A 21808-nucleotide genomic window follows, 5' to 3' on the forward strand; every position below is an offset into this window, starting at 1 on the left:
CAGGGGACCGGGCCGTGGCCCGCGATCAGGTGGCGCCGCCGTTCAACGACGGCGCGATGGATCAGCCGTCAGCGCTGTCGAACGCCAGACGCAGGGCGTGGTCGCGCACATCCCTGGGCCAGGAATGCAGCACCGCTTCCAGGCCCGCACGGTCGTGCGCGAACAGCACGCGGATGGCCTCCTCGAAGCCCGGCAGGTCACCGGCGATGGTCTGCAGGAAGAGATAGGCGCGCTCGGCATCGCGACGCCGGCGGTCCTTGTCCGCACCGGCGCGGCTGGCCGCCTCCACCAGTTTTCGCAATGCCACCGAGGCGCCGCCCGGCTGCTCGGCCAGCCAGGCCCAATGGCGCGGCAGCAAGGTCACTTCACGGGCGACCACGCCCAGCTTGGGGCGGCCACGGCCACGCGGGGTCGCAGCGTCTTCGGCAGTGATTTCGGCATCCGCCTCGTCAGAGGGGGGAAACGCTTCGGTTACCCGCGCCAGCAGTTCCTCGTCACTGCCGCGCGTATCGAAATCGCGGGTGCGACCGGTGGCGTTGTCGAACACCAGCAATGGTCCGGCAGCGTTGTCGGCGCGCAGCCGCTTGAGCGCCAGTGCCGCCACTTCCGGGCTGCCGCAGGCAACGAGGCGATGGCCGTCGAAACAACTGAAGGGAGGGAGTCGGGACGCAGGCATGGCAATGGCATCAGAGGTGATGCGCGAATATTGCCCGGGTAATTTATGGCTGTCAATATTGCCCGGGCATTAATCGACCAAAAGAGCGTGCCAACCCAGATTGGCACTCCCCGGAATGGTTGGCACCTCCCCGCTTCACCGGGTCACAGCCGGCTGTAGGACCAACTGACCATGCGCCCGTCCTTGTACGGCATCACGCCGTGGAACGGGCGCGGGTCGGCGTCGAACACCAGCGGCAGGAAGTTGCGGTCGCCTTCCCACATCGGCAGCGTGTCCAGCTTGTCCAGATCTACCCACTCCAGCGTGCCTTCGTGGTTGCCGCCGTGCGGGGTACCTTCGAAGCTGTCGATGACGAACACGAAGCCCAGCCAGTCTTCGCCGTGCTTGCCGAAACCGGGCCAGCTGAGAGTGCCGCGCAGGCGCATGCCGGTGCAGTCGATGCCGGCTTCCTCGGCAATCTCGCGGCGCATGCTGGCCGCCACGTCCTCGTCCGCTTCGATCTTGCCACCCAGGCCGTTGTACTTGCCGAGGTGATGGTCACCGGGGCGCGTATTGCGATGGATCATCAGCACCTGGCGACGATCGGGCGACAGCACATAGCCCAGAGTGGCGACGATCGGGGTGTACGGCATGGGGCGGCATCCAGCGGCAGGTCAGCCCTGGATTATGGCCGATCAGCGCACGAGCGACAGGCGGCGCTCGGCAGGCGCACCGGCGCCATCGGGGTCACGGCGCAGCGTTGCGACGCCGTGGCCGCGCTCGGCCAGGTATTCCAGCCACTTGCCGAGGAAGGTGTTCATCCGCATGCGATGACTGATCAACTCCGCCGGCGGCGGGTACAGGCCCATGGTGTCCTGCCAGCGGCGGCCGACGTAGCAATGGGTGGTCTCGGCCTGGCGCGCGTCACGGTACAGGCGAACATAGGCCGAGGGATCCGGCTCGCCGGTGACCGGGTCGGCAATGTCGTAGGTCAGCCGCAGTTCCACCGTATAGCGGTGGCACTCGATCACGTCCAGGCGGACATCCAGGCCGTCGCCGATCGAGGAAATGTAGCTGCCCGCCGCCAGTCCCGCCGGTTCGAACAGGCGCACCAGATGGCGGTAGTTCTCCGCGTACAGGCCCATGAGCCAGCTCAGCCGGCTCAGGCGGGGAATGCGTTCGGTACGGGGCAAGGCTCGGGCCATGGGTCGATCCTACACGTTGGTGCTTCAACGTGGGGGCGCCTCAAGCCACAGCCAACCCGACGGTCGCTTTCATCGTGGTAGTGCCGGCCGCTGGCCGGCAGCCCCGCAGTGCGAAAAGGGTCAATACAGCTCGCGCTGCAGCCCCAATGTGGCCAGCACCTTGCTGGAAATCTCCTCGATCGAGGTGTGGGTGGTGCTCAGGGTCGGGATCCGCTCCATGCGGAACATGGTCTCGGCCGCGGCCACCTCGCGCTTGCAGGTGTCCAGGTTGGCGTAGCGCGAGTTCGGGCGGCGCTCCTGGCGGATCTGCTGCAGGCGGTCCGGATCGATGGTCAACCCGAACAGCTTGCGCCGGTAGTTGCGCAGGCGCGGCGGCAGGCGGTCGCTTTCCAGGTCTTCGTCGGTCAGCGGGTAGTTGGCCGCGCGCACTCCGTAATGCAGAGCCAGGTAGATGCAGGTGGGCGTCTTGCCGGCGCGCGACACCGCCACCAGGATCACGTCGGCATCGTCATAGTTCACTGCGATGCCGTCGTCATGGGTCAGGGCGAAGTTCATCGCGTTGATGCGGCGGTGGTACGTGTCGAAATCGACCATGCCGTGGGCCTGGCCGACCCGGGCCAGGCGAGGGCTGGCCAGTTCGCGCTCCAGCGGCTCGATGAACGGCGCGAACACATCCAGCATCAGGGCACCGCTGTCGGCCAGGATCAGGCTCAGGCTCTGGTCCACGCAGGAGTTCACCACGATCGGCCGGACCTGGTACCGCTCCCCCGCCGCCTGGATCCGGGCGCAGGCTTCACGCGCTTTTTCAGGGTCGTCGACAAACGACATCCGATCGGTAATGAAGCTGAACCCGGAGAACTGGGTCAGCAGGCTATGCCCAATGGTTTCAGCGGTGATACCGGTTCCATCGGAAACGTAGAACACCGGACGGATGGTCGACATGCGCGCTTTTACCCCCTACGAAGCTTAAAAAGGCCGCCAGCACAAGCTTGTGCCGACGGTGCTCTGCCCGGCATCATATCGGCTTCTTCCTACGGACGCGGCCACTCAGCCCGCCTCGGGCGATGGCCAAACGGAGCATCGCGCTTGAACGAGAACATCCTGTGGTTGCACGAACTGCGTCTGGCCGATCTGGCCCGCGTAGGCGGCAAGAATTCGTCCCTGGGCGAGATGATCGGCAACCTGGCCGGTCTGGGCGTTTCGGTGCCGGGCGGTTATGCCACCACCGCTGAAGCCTTCAAGGACTTCATCGCGCACAACGACCTGTCCAAGCGCATCTTCGACAGGCTGGCCACGCTGGACGTCGAGGACGTCAACGCGCTGACCGCAGCCGGCAAGGAAATCCGCGGCTGGGTAATCGACGCCCCGCTGCAGCCGCAGCTGGACCAGGACATCCGCACCGCCTACGCCAAGCTGAGCGCCGAGAATGGCGGCGGCGACGTGGCCGTGGCCGTGCGTTCGTCTGCCACTGCCGAGGATCTGCCGGATGCGTCCTTCGCCGGCCAGCAGGAAACCTTCCTCAACGTGACCGGTGCCGACGACGTCGTGCACAAGGTCAAGGAAGTGTTCGCCTCGCTGTACAACGACCGCGCCATCGCCTACCGCGTGCACCACGGCTTCAAGCATGAGGACGTGTTCCTGTCCGCCGGCGTGCAGCTGATGGTGCGTTCGGGCGTCGGTTCCTCCGGCGTGCTGTTCACCCTGGACACCGAATCCGGCTTCCGCGACGTGGTGTTCGTCACCTCCTCGTTCGGCTTGGGCGAGATGGTCGTGCAGGGCGCGGTCAATCCGGACGAATACTACGTCTACAAGCCCACCCTGCAGGCCGGCAAGCCGGCGATCCTGCGCCGCTCGCTCGGCAGCAAGGCGATCCGCATGGTGTATTCGGATGTCCCCGGTGAGCGCGTCCGTATCGAAGACACGCCGGCCGAACTGCGCACCACCTTCTCGATCAGCGACGAGGACGTGCAGGAACTGGCCAAGCAGGCGCTGGTCATCGAAAAGCACTACGGCCGCCCGATGGACATCGAGTGGGCCAAGGACGGTGTCAGCGGCAAGCTGTTCATCGTGCAGGCGCGCCCGGAAACGGTGAAGTCGCGCAGCCACGCCACCCAGATCGAGCGCTTCGCGCTGACCGAGAAGGGCGGCAAGGTGCTGGCCGAGGGCCGTGCCGTCGGCGCCAAGATCGGTTCGGGCGTGGCCCGCGTGGTGAAGACGCTGGACGACATGAACCGCGTGCAGCCCGGCGACGTGCTGATCGCCGACATGACCGATCCGGATTGGGAACCGGTGATGAAGCGCGCCTCGGCCATCGTCACCAACCGCGGTGGCCGCACCTGCCACGCCGCGATCATCGCGCGCGAGCTGGGCGTGCCGGCCGTGGTTGGTTCGGGCAACGCGACCCAGGTCATCGAAGATGGCCAGCTGGTCACCGTCAGCTGCGCTGAAGGCGATACCGGCTTCATCTACGAAGGCAAGCTCGGCTTTGAACGCACCACCACCGATCTGGGCAACATGCCGCCGGCGCCGCTGAAGATCATGATGAACGTGGCCAACCCGGAACGTGCCTTCGACTTCGGCCAGCTGCCGAACGCCGGCATCGGCCTGGCCCGCCTGGAAATGATCATCGCCAGCCACATCGGCATCCATCCGAATGCGCTGCTGGAATACGACCGCCAGGACGCCGCGACCAAGAAGAAGATCGACGAGAAGATCGCCGGCTACGGTGATCCGGTCAGCTTCTACGTCGACCGCCTGGCCGAAGGCATCGCCACCCTCACCGCCTCGGTCGCCCCGAACGCCGTGATCGTGCGCCTGTCGGACTTCAAGTCCAACGAGTACGCCAACCTGATCGGCGGCAGCAACTACGAGCCGCACGAAGAGAACCCGATGATCGGCTTCCGCGGCGCCAGCCGTTACGTCGATCCGAGCTTCTCGGCCGCCTTCGCGCTGGAGTGCAAGGCCGTGCTGCGCGTGCGCAACGAAATGGGCCTGGACAACCTGTGGGTCATGATTCCGTTCGTGCGCACCCTGGAAGAAGGCCGCAAGGTCATCGAGGTGCTGGAACAGAACGGCCTGAAGCAGGGCGAGAACGGCCTGAAGATCATCATGATGTGCGAAGTGCCGTCCAACGCACTGCTCGCCGATGAATTCCTGGAAATCTTCGACGGCTTCTCGATCGGCTCCAACGACCTGACCCAGCTGAGCCTGGGCCTGGACCGCGACTCGTCGATCGTCGCGCACCTGTTCGACGAACGTAACCCGGCAGTGAAGAAGCTGCTGTCGATGGCGATCAAGGCAGCACGTGCCAAGGGCAAGTACGTTGGCATCTGCGGCCAGGGCCCGTCCGATCACCCGGATCTGGCCGAATGGCTGATGCAGGAAGGCATCGAGTCGGTGTCGCTGAACCCGGACACCGTGGTTGATACCTGGCTGCGCCTGGCCAAGCTGAAGGCCAACGGCTGATGCCGTGATGGGCTGACGTCGCTTTCATCGACGTCCGCCCATACTGCTGCTGCACGCAAGCCCCGCCTCTGCGGGGCTTGCTGTTTCTGGCGTCCACGCACGCCCGGCCCCACGCAGACATCGCTACGCAGCAAAGGACTTCCGCATGATCGCCGCCGCACCTCCCGCCCCCGCCGCAACGCCCTGGTTCCACTCGCTCAACTGGGAGCGCCTGCTGGAAACCTACGGTGTGCCGTTACTGGCCGCCATCGTGGTGCTGCTGGTGGGCCTGTGGGTGGCGCGTCGCCTGTCCAACGCGATGCCGCGCGCCACAGCGCGCATGGGCGTGGACCCGATGCTGGGCAGCTTCCTGCGCAACGTGGTGTACGCCGCATCGCTGGTGATCGTGGTGGTGCTGGCCATCGGCACGCTGGGCGTGCAGATCACGCCGCTGCTGGCCGTGCTCGGCACCGCCGGCCTGGCCGTTGGCCTTGCCCTGAAGGATTCGCTGTCCAACATCGCCTCGGGCGTGATGCTGGTGACACTGCGGCCGTTCCGCGTCGGCGACGTAGTCACCGTTGCCGGACAGACCGGCACGGTGCGCGAAGTGCGCATCTTCCAGACCGTCATCACCGGTGCCGATAACCAGCACACCACCATTCCGAACACGTTGATCACCGCTGCACCGATCATCAACCTCACCGCCGAACCGACCCGCCGCGTCGAACTGGTGATCGGCATCGGCTATGAAGACAACATCCAGCTGGCGCGCGATACCGCGCTGGCGTTGATGAAGGCCGACCCACGCGTGCTGCAGACACCGGCACCGGACGTGGTGGTGTATGAGCTGGGCGCGCACGCCATCAACCTGGGCATCCGCTGCTACGTGAAGTCGGCCGACTGGTTCGGTACCAAGGTCACGCTGCTGGAGCAGCTGAAGCTGGGCTTCGACAAAGCCGGCATCAACATCCCGTATCCGCAGCAGGACATGCACCTTTACCTGCATGGCAAGGATGGCGGCGTGGTCGAGGCGGAGGCGCTGGTGCGCGACAAGCCCTGATCCCAAACAGAAATGCCGGCCAGCGGCCGGCACTACCCTGCCCCGCGCCCCCTGGTAGTGCCGGCCGCTGGCCGGCACCCACCCATCTCCATGCACCGGTAGTGCCGGCCGCTGGCCGGCAGCCTTCAGGATCAGGCCGCGACGCTCTCTTCCAGCGTCGGATAATCGGTGAAGCCCGCCGCGCCACCGCCAAAGAACGTCGCCCGATCCGGCGGGTTCAATTCCGCCCCCAGACGCAGACGCTCCGGCAAATCCGGGTTGGCGATGAACGGGCGACCGAAGCCGATCAAGTCGGCCCAGCCTTCAGCCAGTGCCTGCTCGGCGCGCTCGGCGGTGTACTTGCCGGCGTAGATCAGCGTGCCCGGGTAGACCATGCGCAGCGCCTGCTTGAACGCCACCGGCATCAGCGGTGCATCGTCCCAGTCAGCTTCGGCGATATGCAGGTAACCCACGCCCAGCTCACCCAGCAGGTGCGCCGCGGCCAGATAGGTGGCCTGCGGCGTATCGTCCACCGCACCCTGCAACGTGGTCAGTGGCGCCAGGCGCACGCCGACGCGATCACCACCGACCACCGCAACCACCGCCTGCACCACCTCGCGCAGGAACCGCAGGCGGTTCTGCAACGCGCCGCCATAGCCGTCGGTGCGCTGGTTGGCCTGCGAGTCGATGAACTGGTTGATCAGGTAGCCATTGGCACCGTGCAACTCCACGCCATCGAAGCCTGCGTCCAGCGCGCTGCGTGCCGCCTGGGCGTAGTCGGCGACGATGCCGGGAATCTCGTCTTCGCGCAGCGCGCGCGGCATCGAATGCTGGATCATTTCGCCCACCCCGGCTTCGGGACCTGCCCCGGTCGGGTCGACGAACACCTTCACGCCTTCCGCCAACAACGCCGACGACGACACCGGGGCGGCACCACCCGGCTGCAGGGCCACGTGCGAGACCCGGCCCACATGCCACAGCTGGGCGTAGATGCGGCCGCCAGCGGCGCGCACCGCATCGGTCACCCGACGCCAGCCCTGCACCTGTTCCGGGCTGTGGATGCCCGGGGTCCAGGCATAGCCCTGGCCCTGCGGGCTGATCTGGGTGCCCTCGCTGACGATCAGGCCGGCACTGGCGCGTTGGGCGTAGTAGGCGGCCATGTCCGCGGTGGCGACGTTGCCGTCGGCGGCACGCGAGCGGGTCATCGGCGGCATCACGATGCGGTTGGGCAGGGTCAAGGCGCCCAAGCGGTGGGGAGTGAACAACATGGCGGCGATCTCTTGCGGGGGGACTGCCGCAAAGGATGGGGATGCCAGCTGCCAGGCAACAGGCATGCACTGGCAAAACAATTGTTCCCCGAAGGCAAGGATGGCCCGCCGGGGGGCAGAGCCCCTTCCTGCGGAACGGGATCCGGCCCCGCGCGCAACCGGGGGCGGGTCCCTTTGCAACGCAAAGGGCTCCGACCGCGAAGCCGGTTACAGCGTGGGTTCGATCAGCACGCCGCCATGCGCCACGCGGTCATAGCAGGCGCGCACCACATCTTCCCCATACTTCAACTCCAGCCGGCGCACGATGAAGTGACCACGCGCCATGTCCTGGTAGTAATCGGTGAACATGGTATTCAGTGTTGCACCCGCGGCCGCACCAACGATCGGCACCGCCTGCGCAGCGAATTTCTCGGTAACAACCACGCCGAAGCGCGCCGCCACCTTCTCCACCATCTTCGCCAGCAGCTTGCCGGCTTCCTTCGGCGCCACGCCCAGCGTCAGGTCGCGGCCGGTCACCACCCGCCCGGCCAGCTCGGCCGACAGGTGGCGCATCACATCGGTGGTGAAGCCGCGGGCCAGGTAATAGCCCGTCTCGCTGGCGTCATCACGCGGCGAGTTGCCGCCCAGCGCGAACACCTCCAGGCACGCCTGGCGGGTGCTGAACTCGGACAGGTCAAACCCCTCGCTGCGGGCGACGTCGGCCACCGCACGCATCATGATCGTGGTCGACACCGGCAACTCGATGAGCAGGGCGGCAAAGCCGAAGGCACCGCCGACCGCACCGGAGGTGGCTGCCGCCAATTTGTGCCAGCGGGTCGACGCTCCCTTGCCGGGCGAGTTGTCCATGCTCCACAGGGCTGCCTGCGCCGACTTGGACAGTGCCGCCTGCACCGCACCGTGGATGCGGTTGGAGACCGAACTGGGCAGCGCCTTCACCGCGAACTCCAGCGGCGTACCGACCAGGTTCGCCATGCGCGCGGTCAGGGTCGGCGCTTCCAGCAGCGCCACCGCGCGCTGCAGGTCGGACCAGTCGCGGGCGTCATGGGCGATGTCGCGGGGAAGCAGGATGGGCTCGTTCATGGCGCCGATCTTAGCGCCCGGAAGTTGAACGGTTCGTCGTGGGTCACGACAGTAAGGCGCGGATCCCGCGCCTTGCCGGCCAGCGGCCGGCACTACCCGTTGGTGTGTCACCCGGTAGCGCCGGGCCATGCCCGACGGCGTCGTTCAGGCAGCCGGCAGGCCCGACAGCGCGCCCATGAACTGGCGGTAGTGGCGCAGCTCGGCGATCGAATCGTGTACATCGCTCAGCGCGGTATGGTTGCTGTTCTTGCCGACGCCGGCGGCCACGCTCGGCGCCCAGCGCTTGGCCAGTTCCTTCACCGTGGACACGTCCAGGTTGCGGTAGTGGAAGTACTTCTCCAGCCTCGGCATCTGGCGATGCAGGAAGCGGCGATCCTGGCAGATCGAGTTGCCGCACATCGGCGAAAGACCGGCCGGAATCCACTGCGCCAGGAAGTTCACCGTCTGCGCTTCGGCCTGGCCCAGGGTGGTGGTGCTGTCCACCACGCGCTGCCACAGGCCGGAACGACGGTGCTGGTTGCGGTTCCACTCATCCATCGCTTCCAGCGTTTCCAGCGGATGGTGGATGGCAAACTCGGGGCCTTCAGCCAGCACATTGAGCTGGGCATCGGTGACCACGGTGGCGATCTCGATGATCGAATCGTTGTCGGTATCCAACCCGGTCATCTCCAGGTCGATCCAGATCAGTCGCTCGTTGGCCGCGCCGGTGTCCGCCATTGTGTCGCCTCGTTGCTGGGCAGGCGCGCGGCCTACCGGTGAAGGAAAGAGGCGCCCATCATACCCGTTCGCCCCTCAGCCCTCGCCCGCATGGTCTTCCAGCAGCAACGGCGGCTTGCCGCGCTTGGCGCGGAAATAATTGGTCAGGCGCATGCTGGCCTCCTTGGCCAGCACCCCACCGTGGATTTCCACCCGGTGATTGTGCCGGGCATCACCCAGCAGGTCGAACACGCTGCCGCAGGCGCCGGTCTTGGGGTCGCTGGCGCCGTAGACCAAGCGGGCGACGCGTGCATGCACGATGGCCATCGCGCACATCGCGCAGGGTTCGAGGGTCACGTACAGGGTGCTGCCGAGCAGCCGATGATTGGCCAGCCGCGTGCCGCCGGCGCGCATGGCCACGATCTCGGCATGCGCACTGGGATCGTGCGAGGCGATGTTGAGGTTCCAGCCCTCGCCCAGCAGCTGGCCATCGGCGCCCACCAGTACCGCACCGACCGGAATCTCGTCGAACTCGCGCTGCGCACGCTCGGCCAGCGCCAGCGCATGGCGCATCCAGTGTTCATCGGCGTCGTGCACCGGTACACCCAGGGCATCGGTCATGGCGGTTCTCGCGTGTCTGCAGGGCCGGGATGGCCGCCGGGGCCGCATTGTACGCCCGCGGCCGTGCAGGCGGCGCGGGTATCGGCGGTGCCATTGCGCGCGACCGGTGGTCCAAGCAGCGAGCGCGCTGAAGCCAGGCTGCAGGCCTCATACTGAGCCCTTCCGCAAGCACCTTGGTGAACACATGACCACCCTCCGTCCCTCGCGCGCCGATGACGGCGCCGCCCTCGTCGACCTCTGGCGCCGTGCCGTCGACGCCACCCACGACTTCCTCAGCGCCGAAGACCGGCAGGCCATCGATGCCGAAGTCGCCAGCTTCCTGCCGCAGGCGCCGATGACCGTTGCGGTCGATGCACAGGATCGGCCACTGGGCTTCATGCTGATCGACGGCACGCACATGGAAGCGCTGTTCATCGATCCGGACGTGCGCGGCACTGGTATCGGCCGGCAACTGCTGCAGCACGCGCTGGCCCGGCATCCGCAGCTGAGTACCGACGTCAATGAGCAGAACGCACAGGCCGTCGGCTTCTACCTGCGCATGGGCTTCGTCGAAACCGGCCGCTCACCGCTAGATTCGCAGGGCCGTCCGTATCCCCTGATCCATCTCCGGCACAACGGCTGACATTGGACGGATATTCGAGGCCCGCCCCCGATCATCAGGCCGTGGCTTCGAATGCCGGTGAGTACTGTACCTCTCCCTGCGCCATCGACGGCCTCAGGTGCAGCGCCTGGAAGTACTCTGGCGGAACACCCGGCAGCACCAGGCCCGGCTCGGCGCGGAATCCGAATCGACCGTAGTACGCGGGTTCTCCCAGCAATACGCAGCCCTGCGCCCCCTGCTCACGCAGTGCATCAAGCGCCGCATGCATCAGCGCCGCGCCGACACCCTGCCCCTGCCATACTGGCAGCACCGAGATTGGTCCCAGGCCAAACCAGCCCGTACTGCCATCGCTGACCGTCACCGGCGACAAGGCAACATGCCCGACGACCTGCCCGTCCTTCTCGGCGACCAGCGAGAGACTCAGCTCTCCACGCGAACGCAGTGCATCCACAATGAACTGCTCGGTGTGGCTGCTGTGTGGGGCTTCGCGGAAGGCTGCCTCGGTGAGTGCGTGGATGACAGCGCGGTCTTCGCGGATTTCAGGGCGGATCGTGCAGTTCAAGGAGAGCGCCTTCAATGAAGTGATGGATATGTGAATGATTGATTTCAGTCACGGATTCAGCCGCAGACCTGCCTCCGGCAGCAATGCCAACGTGATGATCGCGAGCCTTGTGCGGCAAGCGATCCGCCCGGGCAATGCCTCGCCGGGGCGTCAAAAATCCGTCTCCAAGGGTGGCACAGCGCTCCCGGCACGTTCCATAATCGAGAAACCTGCCACCCAGGAAGGATAGATGGACATGGACGCACGATGCAGGCTCGCGCCATGCGTGTAGCTCGCCCCGAACCCAGGGGGCGGCCGCTGCTGGCATTGCTCGCCCTCGTCCCGCTGGCGGCATGTTCGCCCTACGCCGACGCCGAGCGTGACGTCGCCGCGGGTGGACGCGGCCTGGCCAAACTCAACCCGGCGCCGAAGCAGGCCTACGAACTGGTGCTGACACTGAAGGACGCGCCGGGCCCGTTCGCGATCGTGGAGGGCGTGGCCCAGTACGACGTCAGTAACTACGAAGACTGCGGGCGGATCATATGGTCCACCGGTACGGCAAGCCGCATTACCAGCCAGGAACCGGTGGAACTGCGCAGGGTTGGCGAGAACGAATACCGCGGTACGTTCTACCTCGACCGCATGCAGGATCAGGACTATTACGATCGCGGTACGTGCCACTGGACGCTGACCGGTGTTGGCGCGATGTTGCGTGCGACGAACGGCGAAGCCGATACGCGATTCCTGACGTTCATCGACAAGAAGCGCATGGACGCGGGGAGCCAGTTGACGCGGTACTACCCACGCGCCGACTACCCGCGGATCGAAGAGATCACCGGATACGGAGCAAGTGGCAAGGAAGATCCTTCGGCGTACAGGGAAGAGCTGCGCAATGCGCTGTTCTCAACCACCACCACTGTGCAGAGGCTTGTGCCATGAACTGCCAGTGCCACATTTCCCCCTACACACCAGGAGGCCGACATTGCGCCACAAGATGATTCCGTGCCTTGCTCTGCTTCTGTTGACCGCCTGCCATCCGGAGACCGCCATGAACCAGGAACGTGCCGCTGCTGAAGCCGATGTCGCCCAGGGTGGGCGCGGCCTCGCCAAGCTCAACCCCAGCCCGCGCAAGGCCTATGAACTGGTGCTGCGCCTGAAGGACGCCCCGGGTGATTTCGCTGTGGTTGAAGGCGTGGCCCAGTACGACGTCACCAACGAAGACCAGTGCGGCCACATCGAGCCGGCCACCGGCACGGCTGCTCGCATCACCAGCCAGGAGCCGGTGGAACTGCGCAAGGTCGCTGATGGCGAGTACCGCGGCACGCTGTATGCGGACCGCATGCTGGATGAAGACTACTACGGTCGTGGCGTGTGCAAGTGGGAGTTCACCGGCGCCGGGGCAATGCTGAAGGCAACGGGTGCTGAAGAAGAGACCCGTTTCCTGACTTTCGTCAAGGCGGAACCGCTGACTGAAGGCAAGACCCACACGCTTTACTATCCGGACGCAGCCTATCCGCGGGCACCACTTGCTGCCAACTATCCGGCCACCGGCAAGGCTGACCCGGCTGACTACGTTGCTGAACTTCAGGGCAAGTTGTTCACGATGAGTCTCAGCGCCAGCGAGGTCAACCCATGACCATCAGCACGCAGGATTATGCGGCGCTTTCCGACGATGCCTACAAGGATCGCGCTGTCGGCCGGAGGCGTCCGGGGGAAGAAGAGCTCGTCACGATCAACGGGCATGAATACAAGATTCTCGATCACGTCAATAATCGGCTCAATGGTTACCAAGGCACGGTTTATCAGCGAGCCGACACCAACGAGATCGTGGTCGCTCATCGCGGCACCGAGCAGATAGCTCGTGATGCCATCCTGACCGACGGCGGCATGGTCGTCGCCCGCACCAATGTGCAAGCGCCCGATGCCATTGCTTTGACCAAGAGTGCACTGGATTACGCGAAGCAGGACGCCGCCTTTGGAGGCCGTGCTCCTGAGGTCACCGTCACCGGTCACTCCCTCGGCGGCGCCCTGGCCCAGATTACCTCGCATCACTTCAACATCAAGGGTGAGACCTTCAACGCCTACGGCGCGGTCAGCCTCGGCTACCGCATCCCGGAAGGCGGCAACACCATGATCAATCATGTCATGGCCTCCGATCCGGTCAGCGCCGCCTCGCCGCACTTCGGCCAGGTGCGCATCTATGCCAAGCCGGAGGAGATCAGGACGCTGTCTGCTGCCGGTTTCAGCAACCACTCGTTGCGCGCCCTGATTCCAGACTACCCGGTCATCGCGGCAGCCAGTTCTTTGGGCTCCCACAAACTGGGTAACTTCCTCGATCAAGGCTCGGTGCTGAAGCACCCGGAAACCCAGACGCTGGCGAAAGACAACGCCAGGATGATCGAGGAGTACCGCGACAACCTGGAATCGCTGCGCAGCGGTATCACCCGTGCGGCGCGGGGCATTCCAGGCGGCGCCGTCGACCTGTACGACCACATCCGCGGCCCGCTGCAGCCCGGTGAGCCGGCACGCCGCGAAGCGGAGAAGAACGGCCATCACACCAGCATGCTGCGAATGGACGATGCCAACCATGTGGGCAACCCACTGTTCAACGACGCGATCCGTGGCGTGCACGCGCAGGATGTCCGCGTCGGCCGGGTACCAGACGTGATGAGCACGCAACTGGCAGGCAGCCTGGCCGCCGAAATGCACGCAGCAGGCGGCAAGCGCATCGACGAAGTGGTCATGAATGCCGATGCCTCGCGCAGCTTCGCCGTGCAGGGCCAGGGCGGCGACCCCGCCCACCTTCGCGTATCGGTCGATACGGCAGTGGCGATGAACACCCCGCTGGAACAGAGCAGCCAGCGCATCGACCAGCAGGCCGCCGACCAGCGCGTTACGCTGGAGCGCGACCAGCAGCTGGAACAGCAGCGGAACCAGACCCGCAGCCTGCAGGCCTGATGCAGCGCGGGAGCCGGTCAGCCCGGCTCCCGCATCACTTCGAGACTCCGGCTCAGGGGCCGGACGCTGCCATTGGCACGGATGCTGCGGCCGTCACGAACAGATCGGGCCCGGAATCCGGGAATCCGCCACAGGCGCGATCGCCGGGTGCCACCGGGTCACAGGGCCACTGCGCGCGCGCGACCTTCTCGCGCAGCTCGAAGCGATCACCGGTCCAGACCACGAACGCGATGTGCTCACGGTTCCAGTCACTGTAGGCGCGCGGACCACCCTTCTGCGCCGACTCCGGGTATTGCACGAACCAACGCATGGCCGGGCCGTACTGCAGCTTGCTGTGGTCCAGGCTGATCCGGCCCTCACGCGACAGCTGGCGCGCACGATCGGCCTCCGTGACCGGGGGCATCGTCGGCATGGCATCGGCGGTCACATCCCTCGGCGCCGCATCCCCGCGGACCTGGTACACACGCTGGGCTACATAAGCCTCGCGGCAATCACCCGCTGGCACACGAACCGGCTCCGCGCCGTACTCATCACGGTTGGCGACCTGGTCGCTGCAGGTGAACGGCGCCGACACCAGATAGAACGTGCTGTCGGCGTCGCGCCCTTCCAGCGAACGCACCCAGATGTCGCCCATCCGCACGATGAAGTCCGGGCGCTGGCCATAGCCCGGCACAGCCTTGAACCAGGCCTTCTGCCGCACCTCACGCTCGCGCCAGCTGCGCGGAAGGTGGATGTCCTGCGCGGGCAGCGCGACCAGCAACGCGGCCAGATGCGTCGGCATGGTGCCCTGGCAGGCGCCAATCAGCAGGTCGCCCTGGGTCGCCAGCCGCCCGGCCAGATCCACCGGGCAGCGGGCACCGAGCGCCCGCTCGGTCGCCTGCTCTGGCGGCAACGGCACGATGGCCAATGCCGACGGAGCGGGGGCTACCGCGGGAACGGTTGGCTCGACGGCGGCAGGCGGTGCAGCCACAGGCGCCGCCGCTGCGGGCGCAACGGGCGCCGGGTCCGCAGCCGACGCCGGCTGCGTGTCCACCACCGGTGTCGCAGGGGGTGTCACGGCAGCCGGTACTTCGGGAGCCGGCGCCGCGACAACGGCGTCGGCCGCCGTGGGCGCTGCAACGGGCGCCGCCCCTGCAGGCGCCTCAACGATTGCATCTGCAGCGGGGGGCGTCTCCACGGCGGGTGCCGCTGTCTCCTGAGCCTGTGCCGACGCTGCGGCAAGTCCAAGTGACAGCAGCCAGACCGCCGGCAAGCGGCGCACGGATGCAGTGCAGCGGGCAGCGGCGTGCCGGGTATTCGAGGGAACGATTCGCATGTGGTGTCCTTACGAGTGGGTTTCCATGTCGGCGCCACTGGGCGCCACGCGTCGTACGTAAAGCGCCTGCGGGCACTCTGCCCGCCGGCATCAGGTGCTACAGGGATCGAGAGCGCTGCTCCTGCTCGCGGGCGAGCGCGGCCGCGGGGTCCTGCTGGGCGACACTGGCGGCCAACTGCTGGCTGCTCTGCGCCAGCGGCTGCTGCGCCGCCTGTTCGCGCTCGACCGAAGCGCGCAGCATGGCCGGGTCACCCAGCGCGCCCTGCACGGCAAACAACGTGCGGCCGTCGTTGCCAGCCAGGAGATGATCGATGCGCGACATCCCCGCCTTCTGCGCGCTCAGCGCCAGTGCGCCGGCAGCATTGTCCAGTTCCTGCACGCTGCGCAGACCGCTTTGTGGTCCCATCTGCTGCAGATGGTGGCGGGCGCCCTGGAACAGGGCATGCCCCGGCGCGCCAGGCTGCGACATGTCGCGCACGGTGGCCTGCTGGGCCGGCGCCCCGACTTCGCCCCGCTCCAGCCGCGCCATCACATCAGGCGTCAGCTTCTGCTGCCACACCTCGAATCGCTGCTGGCGGGCCTCGATGCCGTTCAGGCCACCATTGATCGCGCGCGTCGCTTCGCGCACGTCCTCGCGCGCCGCTTCCGGCACCCGCGTCTGCCACTGCCACACGGCAATGCGGCCTGCGTGCTCGGGCTGCGCGGCCAGTTCCGGGTGGTTCACCAGGTCCAGATCCAGCGCCTTGCCGGCACGCTCGTAATTCTCCTTGCCGACCAGAGGCAGATAGCCACGGCCGTGATACTTCAGCGCATCGCCAGGCGCGTCATTGCCCATACGCCCGCCATACATCAGTTCGGCCAGGCTCTCCGGCCGCCCACGCAGCGCCTCCTGGCGAGCGCTCTCAAGCGCACCATTGCCATTGCGCCACGCCGCTTCCACCGGGATCTGCGAGATACCCCGGGTGAAGTTGAAACTTTCATTGAGCCGGCTCAGGCCACGGGACTCGTGCCCGGCCTGCGCCATGAAGTTGGCCAGTTCCCGGGACGAGGTCATGCCGGCCTCCGTGGCCTGCCGCAACAGCTGCGACTCCCTATCCTGCGACACGGTGAAACTCCTGCTCGATCATCGTTGGATACTCCCGCCTCCTCACCGGCATGGCACTCAGGGCAAGCTGACGTCGGCGACGACGGACGGATCGAAATCCTCGAACCGCACCCGGCCAAGTTCGGCGGCCGAGAAGTCACGCGTATGGGTGGCCTCGGTCTCGGTGTCGACCACCCTGCGCTGCACGCCATGCACCCAGCACGCCTGCTCGGCAGGTGCATACCGGAACGTGTAGACGCTGCTCCAGCGTTCGCGACTGCCGCCGTTGGTGATCACACTGAACGCACCATCCTCGATGGTCACGTACGCGAAGGGATCGCCGGCAATGCCTCCCCGGGTGGAACACGGCACCAGCTTGTCGTTGCGCGCCGCCAACTGCCATCGACCCGTGGCGTCGCCCAGCAGCAGCAACAGCACCCGGTTGGGACCGTGCTCGCCGGGCAGCAAGCCCTCCGGAGGAGGTTGGTCGATCACCAGCAGCTGGTCCTGGAAACCATTGCCGGTCAGATCACCGCGCACGGCTTCCAGCAGGTTCGCGCCGGACGGAACGAACGCCAAGGCATTGTCCATGTGTACGCCACTCCCCTTCTCCATCCCCTGCAACTCCTTCAATCCCGTCCTGCCAGTTCCCGAGCGGAGGCCGGAAACGGGGCGATGCCTCGCACGTGCCCTGCGGCCGCCATGGCGGATGATAGCCCCGAGCCCACGGCAACCGCGATGGTGGCAAGCGTCATCCGCAACGCGGCGGGTCAGAGTCCTCATGGACGGGAAAGCTCCTGCGTTCGATGGCACCTGTGCGTCGGGATTTTGACGCACACGCAGCTTACTTCGAGGAGGCGGCGCTCGTCGAAGGGGGCTTGGAATGAAAAGCGCACTTGATCACATAAAAAGCGCGGTTAACGTGAATGGTGGCTTATCCGACAATCAGACACGCGGTGGATGGCACCGCAGGTATGACTCGCATTCCCACATACGGTCTGGTCCGGCCGGGGCGATGTTGCACGGAAGGTCTGCGTCGCCTATGCGGATGGGTACTGGATCCTGCACGCGCCTTGTATCCGCGCGTCGTGGCCAGCAATCGCGATCAGCGCAACTGCTGGGCGCATGCGGCCCCCTGTGTGGCGTAGTCGCGGACGTAGCCGTCCGTCGCCAGCACCGTGATATCGCATCGATTGTTCACGTCACTGACGACATGCCCATGAGCATTCAACCCCTGCACACGCTCGCCACGATGCAGGTACAACGTGCGCAAACCATCGGCCCCATGCTCCACACGATCCGGTGGGCCCCACTTCCGCACGAATTCCTGCTCTGTCTTGCCGATCCACAGGTCCATGAGATTGTTGCGACCCACTCGGTTCGCTGCGCGACGCGACTCATCCAAAGCCCTGCTGGTTTCATTCTGGCCGCGCGCCACAGTCGCTTCAAGGCTACGCACAGTCCGATCCATTTCAGCGTCGGTCAGCCGATAGGTGAATGCTGGGCGTTTGCCGTCCTTCCACAGGCTGGCCCAGATGAAATCCACAGGCGATTGCCCGGCGTCACCGATGGAAAGGAAGCCACGCTTCATCATTTCCGCCGGCACCTTGGCCTTGGGATCAGGCCCCACGAGACAGGCAAAACGCACCAGTTGCACCTGCCAAGGAGCAATCGCCTCGGTTCGCGGTTCGAACTTATCCGGAGGGTCGTTCTCCATTGGCCGATCGCGCCACTGGATCAGACTCGTCCTGATGGCCACGGTGTTCCGTGAGCAGTTCACCCAGTACTTTCTGACCAATCGATTCGGTTTGGTCGCGTTCTCGTAGACGGTATCGACCTGGATCTCGTACACCGGCTCCGGCCCAGCAACGGGCTCACCGGGCTTTGGCGGCTTCCTGCGGCGCAACTGCTTCAGGTACGCGTTCTGCTCTGCCGGCGTGGCACGCTGAAGAAAACCGCCCAGATCCGAGCGGTCGGCGAGCGTTTGCGTATCGACCACCCATGCCTCGCGGTTCGGCGTTTCGCCACCGGTGAAGATGACCCAGCTATCAGTGGCTTGTGCCAGCGAAGCGAACAGCAGTCCGCCAATCAGCAAGGCAACACGGCCTGGATTCTGCATGATTCGTTCCTTCCAATGGCGCGAAGACTTGCGGCATCGCGGGTGGCGCCTAATAGCTCGACCTGGCGCGTCGCCTCGAGCGACGCCAACCCTCAGCACAATGCCGAATGGCATCCATGATGCGAAGACAAAGGGAGCGCGACGGCTTCGCCACGCCTGCAAGGCAAAGCATGCACGACCAAACTCAGAAGCTGTGAAATTCAGGCAGTGAGCACTCCGAGTAGGCCACGGCACAAGCGCCCCCCTGTGCATCCGTACACTTCTCTTTTGCCAGCGCTATGGCAGTTGATTTATCCACCGCGGAAGTGATTGATCCTTTGCCCCGGCTAGAGGACGGGACGACATACGCCACGCACTGATTGTAGTAACTAATGGCCACACGGCAGTCCTTTGCCCCTTCCGCTTGGCACCTCGTAATCGCTTGTCGCTCCGCGTCCAGCTTTGAGGGCTGTCCCGTGCTTGTACCAACGAGCGTAGAACTACCGGATTCAGCAATCGCTCCCCACCGCGTCACCCACTCGCCTGTGGGCGCTGCAGGCACATCTACGGACGCACCCGAAGATGCATCTGGAATTGGGGCACAACCCTCAACCCCCTGTCCGATCAGCACGGGCTCGGCGAGGCTCACACCAGATTCGACATCGGCAACGCCGCTGCCGAACCCTAGGGCTTGAGCCAATCTTCCGTAGCTATTGCCAATCAGCGAGATGGGATTTTGATGCAGTTGACCACGCCAGGACCAGCACCACAATGAACCCGAGCATGTAAACTCATCATCCTAGACACTCAAAAACAACCGCATCTTCACCTGGCAGACGTGCGCTTAAAACTCACGAAAAACGGGTTTTGAGCATTCCGAATAGGCGATCACACAGCTACCGCCACCAGTATCTCTGCAACTGCGAAGTGCGTTGGCCCTCACAGTATCAATGTCCACTGCAGTATTCACGGAGCCCCGACCTTTGCCTGTCGATGGAGCGGAATATGCGACACATTGATTGTAATAGCTCACAGTAGTCCTGCAGTCCCTCGCCCCTTCCGCCGCGCATTTTCTAATTGCGTCGGATTCAGCGGCGTCCTTACTCCTCTTGTTTGCCGAGGTTCCAACCAAATTCGAAGTCGGAGATTCCGCGACGGCCCCCCAAGTTGTGAGCCACTCCCCGGTCGGAACCGGCGGGGAGTCCACAGTCCCCGAAGCGGCACCGGAAGACGCGCCAGGTATTGGCGCACACCCTTGCACACCCTGTCCTCCGATAGGATAAAACCCTGAAGGACAACTCCCTCCTTCAGAGTAGGCTGAGAATGGAACAAGGAATGTCAGAGCGAAAGCCAGAAAGCCACGATTTAATCGCATTGGAATACCCCACAAACTGATTCAGACATTTACTGCGGGAGCATTGCCACGCTGCCCGGCCTGCGCGGGTGCATCCGTTGCACCGCTAAATCGTGGCATCGAGCTCTGAGCTGGCGTCTCGAACGCCTGGTTGTTGCTGGGAGCATTGGGCTTATACGAGGAGCCGCCAGTAGAGCCGGGCGGCTGCCCTTGAGGGCCCGGCTGGGCTGCTGGGGATCCGCCTATCTGCGAATATGCCATGAAGCTACCCAGCGTGCCCTGGAAGAACATCGCCGCCATTGGGGGAGCGGTCAGGATCAGGGTCGTGAGGATCAGGCCCATGCCGCCCTGCTGCATCGCCTGGCTGGTCATGCCGTCGCTGGAGGCGCCGTCGAGCAGGAACTTGTTGACCAGGGCGGTGGACCAGAACGCGGTCGAGACACGGATCACCATGTCCAGCGCGATCGATCCATTGCTGCCAGTACCGCCATCGAGAACATCGTGCCGATGCCATAGAACAGCCATCGCTGGAACAGCTGCTTGGTCTGGTCGAACAGCAGACACAGAATGAACAAGGGACCCAGGCCGATGAACAGCGCCAGCGCGACCTCGTAGAGCAGCAACATCGCACCAGCGGTGACCGCCGGGCCGCCGGTCCCCAGGCCAACCGCCCGCGAGGCACGATTCTTGTCGTCGCGCAGGTTGCCGTCATCGAGCACCTTGATCGCGTCAATGTCCGACAGGCCCGCCTGCATCCAGGCTAGGCTGGTGTCGATCTGATCCTCCGGCGAGTCATTCTTGCCGGTCACCACATAGGTGATCTCGTTCTTGAGTCCTTGATCAGGAAGTTTTTCAGGCTGCCAACGAACATCGCCATGCTGGTTGCGACACTGACGATCAGTGCCGCACGAGCCATGTTCGTCACCAGAATCATCATCGAATCGCGACTGCGACCCGTGACGATGCGGAATCCCTGGATCAGCACCCACAGGGTCATCAGTATCAGGGTGATGCTATCGACCCACGCCATCAGTTTGCCGAGCAATTCGATGCCGAACTCGTCAATCCTCTTGCGCGGATACGACAGGATCGACCGGAAGAACACGAAGTCCCCGACCGATCGGACCCACATGGCGTTTTGAGATAAGCATCCAGCCAACGCACATGCACTGAGCCTGATCACGAACGTGGCGCCGTTGAACAGACTTCAATTGGGTCAACTCAACTTTCAAAATTTTCGAAAAACTGGCTCGGAGCAATCAGCGTAAAAAACGGTGCACTTTTTGCCACTCGGATCCACGCACTTTCTCTGCGCTTCTGCAATCGCAATCCTCTTTTTTGGAGCACGGCCAACCGCAGATTGGGCTCCAGGTAAATCAGCAGATGGAACTAACCATGCCACGCATTGGTTTGAGTAGGATACCGTAACCTTGCAATCCCGTGCTCCACCACCAGCGCACCGCCGCATGGCTTCAGAAGCAGCAAGCTCTGCAGATCGCATATCTGAGACCATTCCCACCTCGGAAGTAGCAAGAGAGGTCGCTATCGCTCCCCAAGTGCTGATCCATTCGCCTGTGGGCCGAGGCGGCAAGGGTATCTGGTCACCTGATCCAGCAGCGCCACCAGGAATTGGAGCGCAGCCGCTCGCGCCCTGCCCCCCAATTGGGTAGAAGCCCGGAGGGCAACTTCCGCCCTCCGCACGACCAAGATTTGGAAGAAAGGCGCCAAGAACACCAAACGATGCCAACACAATGAACGGATACATGCGCATGATATGACGACTCTCCAATTTCTGCGGAAACGCTTCCGCTTTCAGTTAACGAGTGGGCGCATTTCCAAGCGCTCCGAG

At 64.8% G+C, this 21808-nt stretch carries 22 protein-coding genes and 1 pseudogene; 6 read left to right on the forward strand and 17 right to left on the reverse strand.

All coding sequences use genetic code 11. From position 1 onward, the window contains the following. Positions 1-61: 61 nt before the first annotated feature. From ACSYHF_RS12310 to ppsR, 4 genes are all read right to left on the reverse strand, one after another. Positions 62-676 carry a DUF2239 family protein gene (locus tag ACSYHF_RS12310; RefSeq protein ID WP_138951821.1) on the reverse strand — a complete coding sequence of 205 codons (615 nt, stop codon included), beginning with the start codon at positions 674-676 and terminating at the stop codon, positions 62-64. Between the two features lie 143 nt (positions 677-819). Next, entirely contained in the window at positions 820-1308 is a 489-nt protein-coding gene (locus ACSYHF_RS12315; protein ID WP_005417168.1) for an NUDIX hydrolase, read from the reverse strand. Between the two features lie 42 nt (positions 1309-1350). Further along, a complete protein-coding gene (locus ACSYHF_RS12320; RefSeq protein ID WP_032954273.1) occupies positions 1351-1860 on the reverse strand; it encodes a DUF1249 domain-containing protein in 510 nt (169 codons plus the stop codon). Between the two features lie 120 nt (positions 1861-1980). Then, a complete protein-coding gene (gene ppsR / locus ACSYHF_RS12325) occupies positions 1981-2802 on the reverse strand; it encodes a posphoenolpyruvate synthetase regulatory kinase/phosphorylase PpsR (protein WP_005417170.1) in 822 nt (273 codons plus the stop codon). Between the two features lie 144 nt (positions 2803-2946). On the opposite strand from ppsR, the gene ppsA reads away from it, so the two are divergent. Together ppsA and ACSYHF_RS12335 are read left to right on the forward strand one after the other, a co-directional pair. Next, positions 2947-5325, forward strand: a complete 2379-nt coding sequence (gene ppsA / locus ACSYHF_RS12330) for a phosphoenolpyruvate synthase (protein WP_005417171.1) — start codon at positions 2947-2949, stop codon at positions 5323-5325. A 145-nt stretch (positions 5326-5470) separates the two neighbouring features. Then, positions 5471-6364 carry a mechanosensitive ion channel family protein gene (locus ACSYHF_RS12335; protein WP_134955480.1) on the forward strand — a complete coding sequence of 298 codons (894 nt, stop codon included), beginning with the start codon at positions 5471-5473 and terminating at the stop codon, positions 6362-6364. 131 nt (positions 6365-6495) lie between these two features. On the opposite strand, the gene ACSYHF_RS12340 is transcribed toward ACSYHF_RS12335, so the two are convergent. From ACSYHF_RS12340 to tadA, 4 genes are all read right to left on the reverse strand, one after another. Next, complete coding sequence (locus tag ACSYHF_RS12340) at positions 6496-7611, reverse strand: alkene reductase (protein WP_134955479.1); 1116 nt, start codon at positions 7609-7611, stop codon at positions 6496-6498. Positions 7612-7818: 207 nt separating this feature from the next. After that, a complete protein-coding gene (locus tag ACSYHF_RS12345; protein ID WP_005417175.1) occupies positions 7819-8691 on the reverse strand; it encodes an EcsC family protein in 873 nt (290 codons plus the stop codon). 144 nt (positions 8692-8835) lie between these two features. After that, positions 8836-9408, reverse strand: coding sequence for an oligoribonuclease (gene orn / locus ACSYHF_RS12350; RefSeq protein WP_053499815.1), 573 nt, complete (start codon positions 9406-9408; stop codon positions 8836-8838). A 75-nt stretch (positions 9409-9483) separates the two neighbouring features. Beyond that, the gene (gene tadA / locus ACSYHF_RS12355) at positions 9484-10008 is read right to left on the reverse strand and encodes a tRNA adenosine(34) deaminase TadA (protein WP_005417177.1); all 525 of its coding nucleotides are present in this window, start codon (positions 10006-10008) and stop codon (positions 9484-9486) included. 184 nt (positions 10009-10192) lie between these two features. Here tadA and ACSYHF_RS12360 point away from each other — a divergent pair, with 184 nt between their 5' ends. Then, positions 10193-10630 carry an acetyltransferase gene (locus tag ACSYHF_RS12360; RefSeq protein ID WP_053499819.1) on the forward strand — a complete coding sequence of 146 codons (438 nt, stop codon included), beginning with the start codon at positions 10193-10195 and terminating at the stop codon, positions 10628-10630. A gap of 34 nt (positions 10631-10664) precedes the next feature. Here the strand turns inward: ACSYHF_RS12360 and ACSYHF_RS12365 are convergent, their stop codons facing one another. Further along, a complete protein-coding gene (locus ACSYHF_RS12365; protein WP_447575696.1) occupies positions 10665-11171 on the reverse strand; it encodes a GNAT family N-acetyltransferase in 507 nt (168 codons plus the stop codon). Positions 11172-11417: 246 nt separating this feature from the next. Here ACSYHF_RS12365 and ACSYHF_RS12370 point away from each other — a divergent pair, with 246 nt between their 5' ends. Genes ACSYHF_RS12370 through ACSYHF_RS12380 form a run of 3 tightly spaced genes read left to right on the forward strand, consistent with a single transcriptional unit; the run spans position 11418 to position 14108 of the window. Then, complete coding sequence (locus ACSYHF_RS12370) at positions 11418-12089, forward strand: hypothetical protein (RefSeq protein WP_134955476.1); 672 nt, start codon at positions 11418-11420, stop codon at positions 12087-12089. Positions 12090-12132: 43 nt separating this feature from the next. After that, complete coding sequence (locus tag ACSYHF_RS12375) at positions 12133-12786, forward strand: hypothetical protein (RefSeq protein ID WP_111127280.1); 654 nt, start codon at positions 12133-12135, stop codon at positions 12784-12786. Next, on the forward strand, positions 12783-14108 hold the full coding sequence (locus tag ACSYHF_RS12380) for an XVIPCD domain-containing protein (protein ID WP_111174905.1): 1326 nt from the start codon (positions 12783-12785) through the stop codon (positions 14106-14108). Before ACSYHF_RS12375 ends, ACSYHF_RS12380 begins: the two co-directional genes overlap by 4 nt. A gap of 52 nt (positions 14109-14160) precedes the next feature. On the opposite strand, the gene ACSYHF_RS12385 is transcribed toward ACSYHF_RS12380, so the two are convergent. The 8 genes and pseudogenes from ACSYHF_RS12385 to ACSYHF_RS12420 all read right to left on the reverse strand — a co-directional run bounded on the left by ACSYHF_RS12385 (position 14161) and on the right by ACSYHF_RS12420 (position 21730). Then, complete coding sequence (locus tag ACSYHF_RS12385; RefSeq protein ID WP_428993044.1) at positions 14161-15423, reverse strand: hypothetical protein; 1263 nt, start codon at positions 15421-15423, stop codon at positions 14161-14163. A gap of 97 nt (positions 15424-15520) precedes the next feature. Next, positions 15521-16528 (reverse strand): XVIPCD domain-containing protein, encoded by a 1008-nt coding sequence (locus ACSYHF_RS12390; protein WP_095377169.1) that lies wholly within the window; start codon positions 16526-16528, stop codon positions 15521-15523. A 57-nt stretch (positions 16529-16585) separates the two neighbouring features. After that, complete coding sequence (locus ACSYHF_RS12395; RefSeq protein ID WP_032954278.1) at positions 16586-17122, reverse strand: hypothetical protein; 537 nt, start codon at positions 17120-17122, stop codon at positions 16586-16588. A gap of 490 nt (positions 17123-17612) precedes the next feature. Beyond that, the gene (locus ACSYHF_RS12400; RefSeq protein ID WP_065178529.1) at positions 17613-18626 is read right to left on the reverse strand and encodes a hypothetical protein; all 1014 of its coding nucleotides are present in this window, start codon (positions 18624-18626) and stop codon (positions 17613-17615) included. A 184-nt stretch (positions 18627-18810) separates the two neighbouring features. Next, positions 18811-19254 (reverse strand): DUF4189 domain-containing protein, encoded by a 444-nt coding sequence (locus ACSYHF_RS12405; protein WP_196769396.1) that lies wholly within the window; start codon positions 19252-19254, stop codon positions 18811-18813. Between the two features lie 195 nt (positions 19255-19449). Continuing rightward, positions 19450-19980 carry a DUF4189 domain-containing protein gene (locus tag ACSYHF_RS12410; protein WP_081280890.1) on the reverse strand — a complete coding sequence of 177 codons (531 nt, stop codon included), beginning with the start codon at positions 19978-19980 and terminating at the stop codon, positions 19450-19452. A gap of 21 nt (positions 19981-20001) precedes the next feature. Continuing rightward, positions 20002-21091: pseudogene (locus tag ACSYHF_RS12415) on the reverse strand (type IV secretion system protein). A gap of 96 nt (positions 21092-21187) precedes the next feature. Beyond that, positions 21188-21730 (reverse strand): DUF4189 domain-containing protein, encoded by a 543-nt coding sequence (locus ACSYHF_RS12420; RefSeq protein WP_310760807.1) that lies wholly within the window; start codon positions 21728-21730, stop codon positions 21188-21190. Positions 21731-21808: the final 78 nt, after the last annotated feature.

Source organism: Stenotrophomonas maltophilia group sp. P373 (assembly GCF_053295075.1).

Bases quoted from the DNA above. Each gene is read 5' to 3' on its own strand.
- ACSYHF_RS12310 (WP_138951821.1), bottom strand. From the start codon at position 676: ATGCCTGCGTCCCGACTCCCTCCCTTCAGTTGTTTCGACGGCCATCGC.
- ACSYHF_RS12315 (WP_005417168.1), bottom strand. From the start codon at position 1,308: ATGCCGTACACCCCGATCGTCGCCACTCTGGGCTATGTGCTGTCGCCC.
- ACSYHF_RS12320 (WP_032954273.1), bottom strand. From the start codon at position 1,860: ATGGCCCGAGCCTTGCCCCGTACCGAACGCATTCCCCGCCTGAGCCGG.
- ppsR (WP_005417170.1), bottom strand. From the start codon at position 2,802: ATGTCGACCATCCGTCCGGTGTTCTACGTTTCCGATGGAACCGGTATC.
- ACSYHF_RS12335 (WP_134955480.1), top strand. From the start codon at position 5,471: ATGATCGCCGCCGCACCTCCCGCCCCCGCCGCAACGCCCTGGTTCCAC.
- ACSYHF_RS12340 (WP_134955479.1), bottom strand. From the start codon at position 7,611: ATGTTGTTCACTCCCCACCGCTTGGGCGCCTTGACCCTGCCCAACCGC.
- ACSYHF_RS12345 (WP_005417175.1), bottom strand. From the start codon at position 8,691: ATGAACGAGCCCATCCTGCTTCCCCGCGACATCGCCCATGACGCCCGC.
- orn (WP_053499815.1), bottom strand. From the start codon at position 9,408: ATGGCGGACACCGGCGCGGCCAACGAGCGACTGATCTGGATCGACCTG.
- tadA (WP_005417177.1), bottom strand. From the start codon at position 10,008: ATGACCGATGCCCTGGGTGTACCGGTGCACGACGCCGATGAACACTGG.
- ACSYHF_RS12360 (WP_053499819.1), top strand. From the start codon at position 10,193: ATGACCACCCTCCGTCCCTCGCGCGCCGATGACGGCGCCGCCCTCGTC.
- ACSYHF_RS12370 (WP_134955476.1), top strand. From the start codon at position 11,418: ATGCAGGCTCGCGCCATGCGTGTAGCTCGCCCCGAACCCAGGGGGCGG.
- ACSYHF_RS12380 (WP_111174905.1), top strand. From the start codon at position 12,783: ATGACCATCAGCACGCAGGATTATGCGGCGCTTTCCGACGATGCCTAC.
- ACSYHF_RS12385 (WP_428993044.1), bottom strand. From the start codon at position 15,423: ATGCGAATCGTTCCCTCGAATACCCGGCACGCCGCTGCCCGCTGCACT.
- ACSYHF_RS12395 (WP_032954278.1), bottom strand. From the start codon at position 17,122: ATGGAGAAGGGGAGTGGCGTACACATGGACAATGCCTTGGCGTTCGTT.
- ACSYHF_RS12400 (WP_065178529.1), bottom strand. From the start codon at position 18,626: ATGCAGAATCCAGGCCGTGTTGCCTTGCTGATTGGCGGACTGCTGTTC.
- ACSYHF_RS12410 (WP_081280890.1), bottom strand. From the start codon at position 19,980: ATGCGATTAAATCGTGGCTTTCTGGCTTTCGCTCTGACATTCCTTGTT.
- ACSYHF_RS12420 (WP_310760807.1), bottom strand. From the start codon at position 21,730: ATGCGCATGTATCCGTTCATTGTGTTGGCATCGTTTGGTGTTCTTGGC.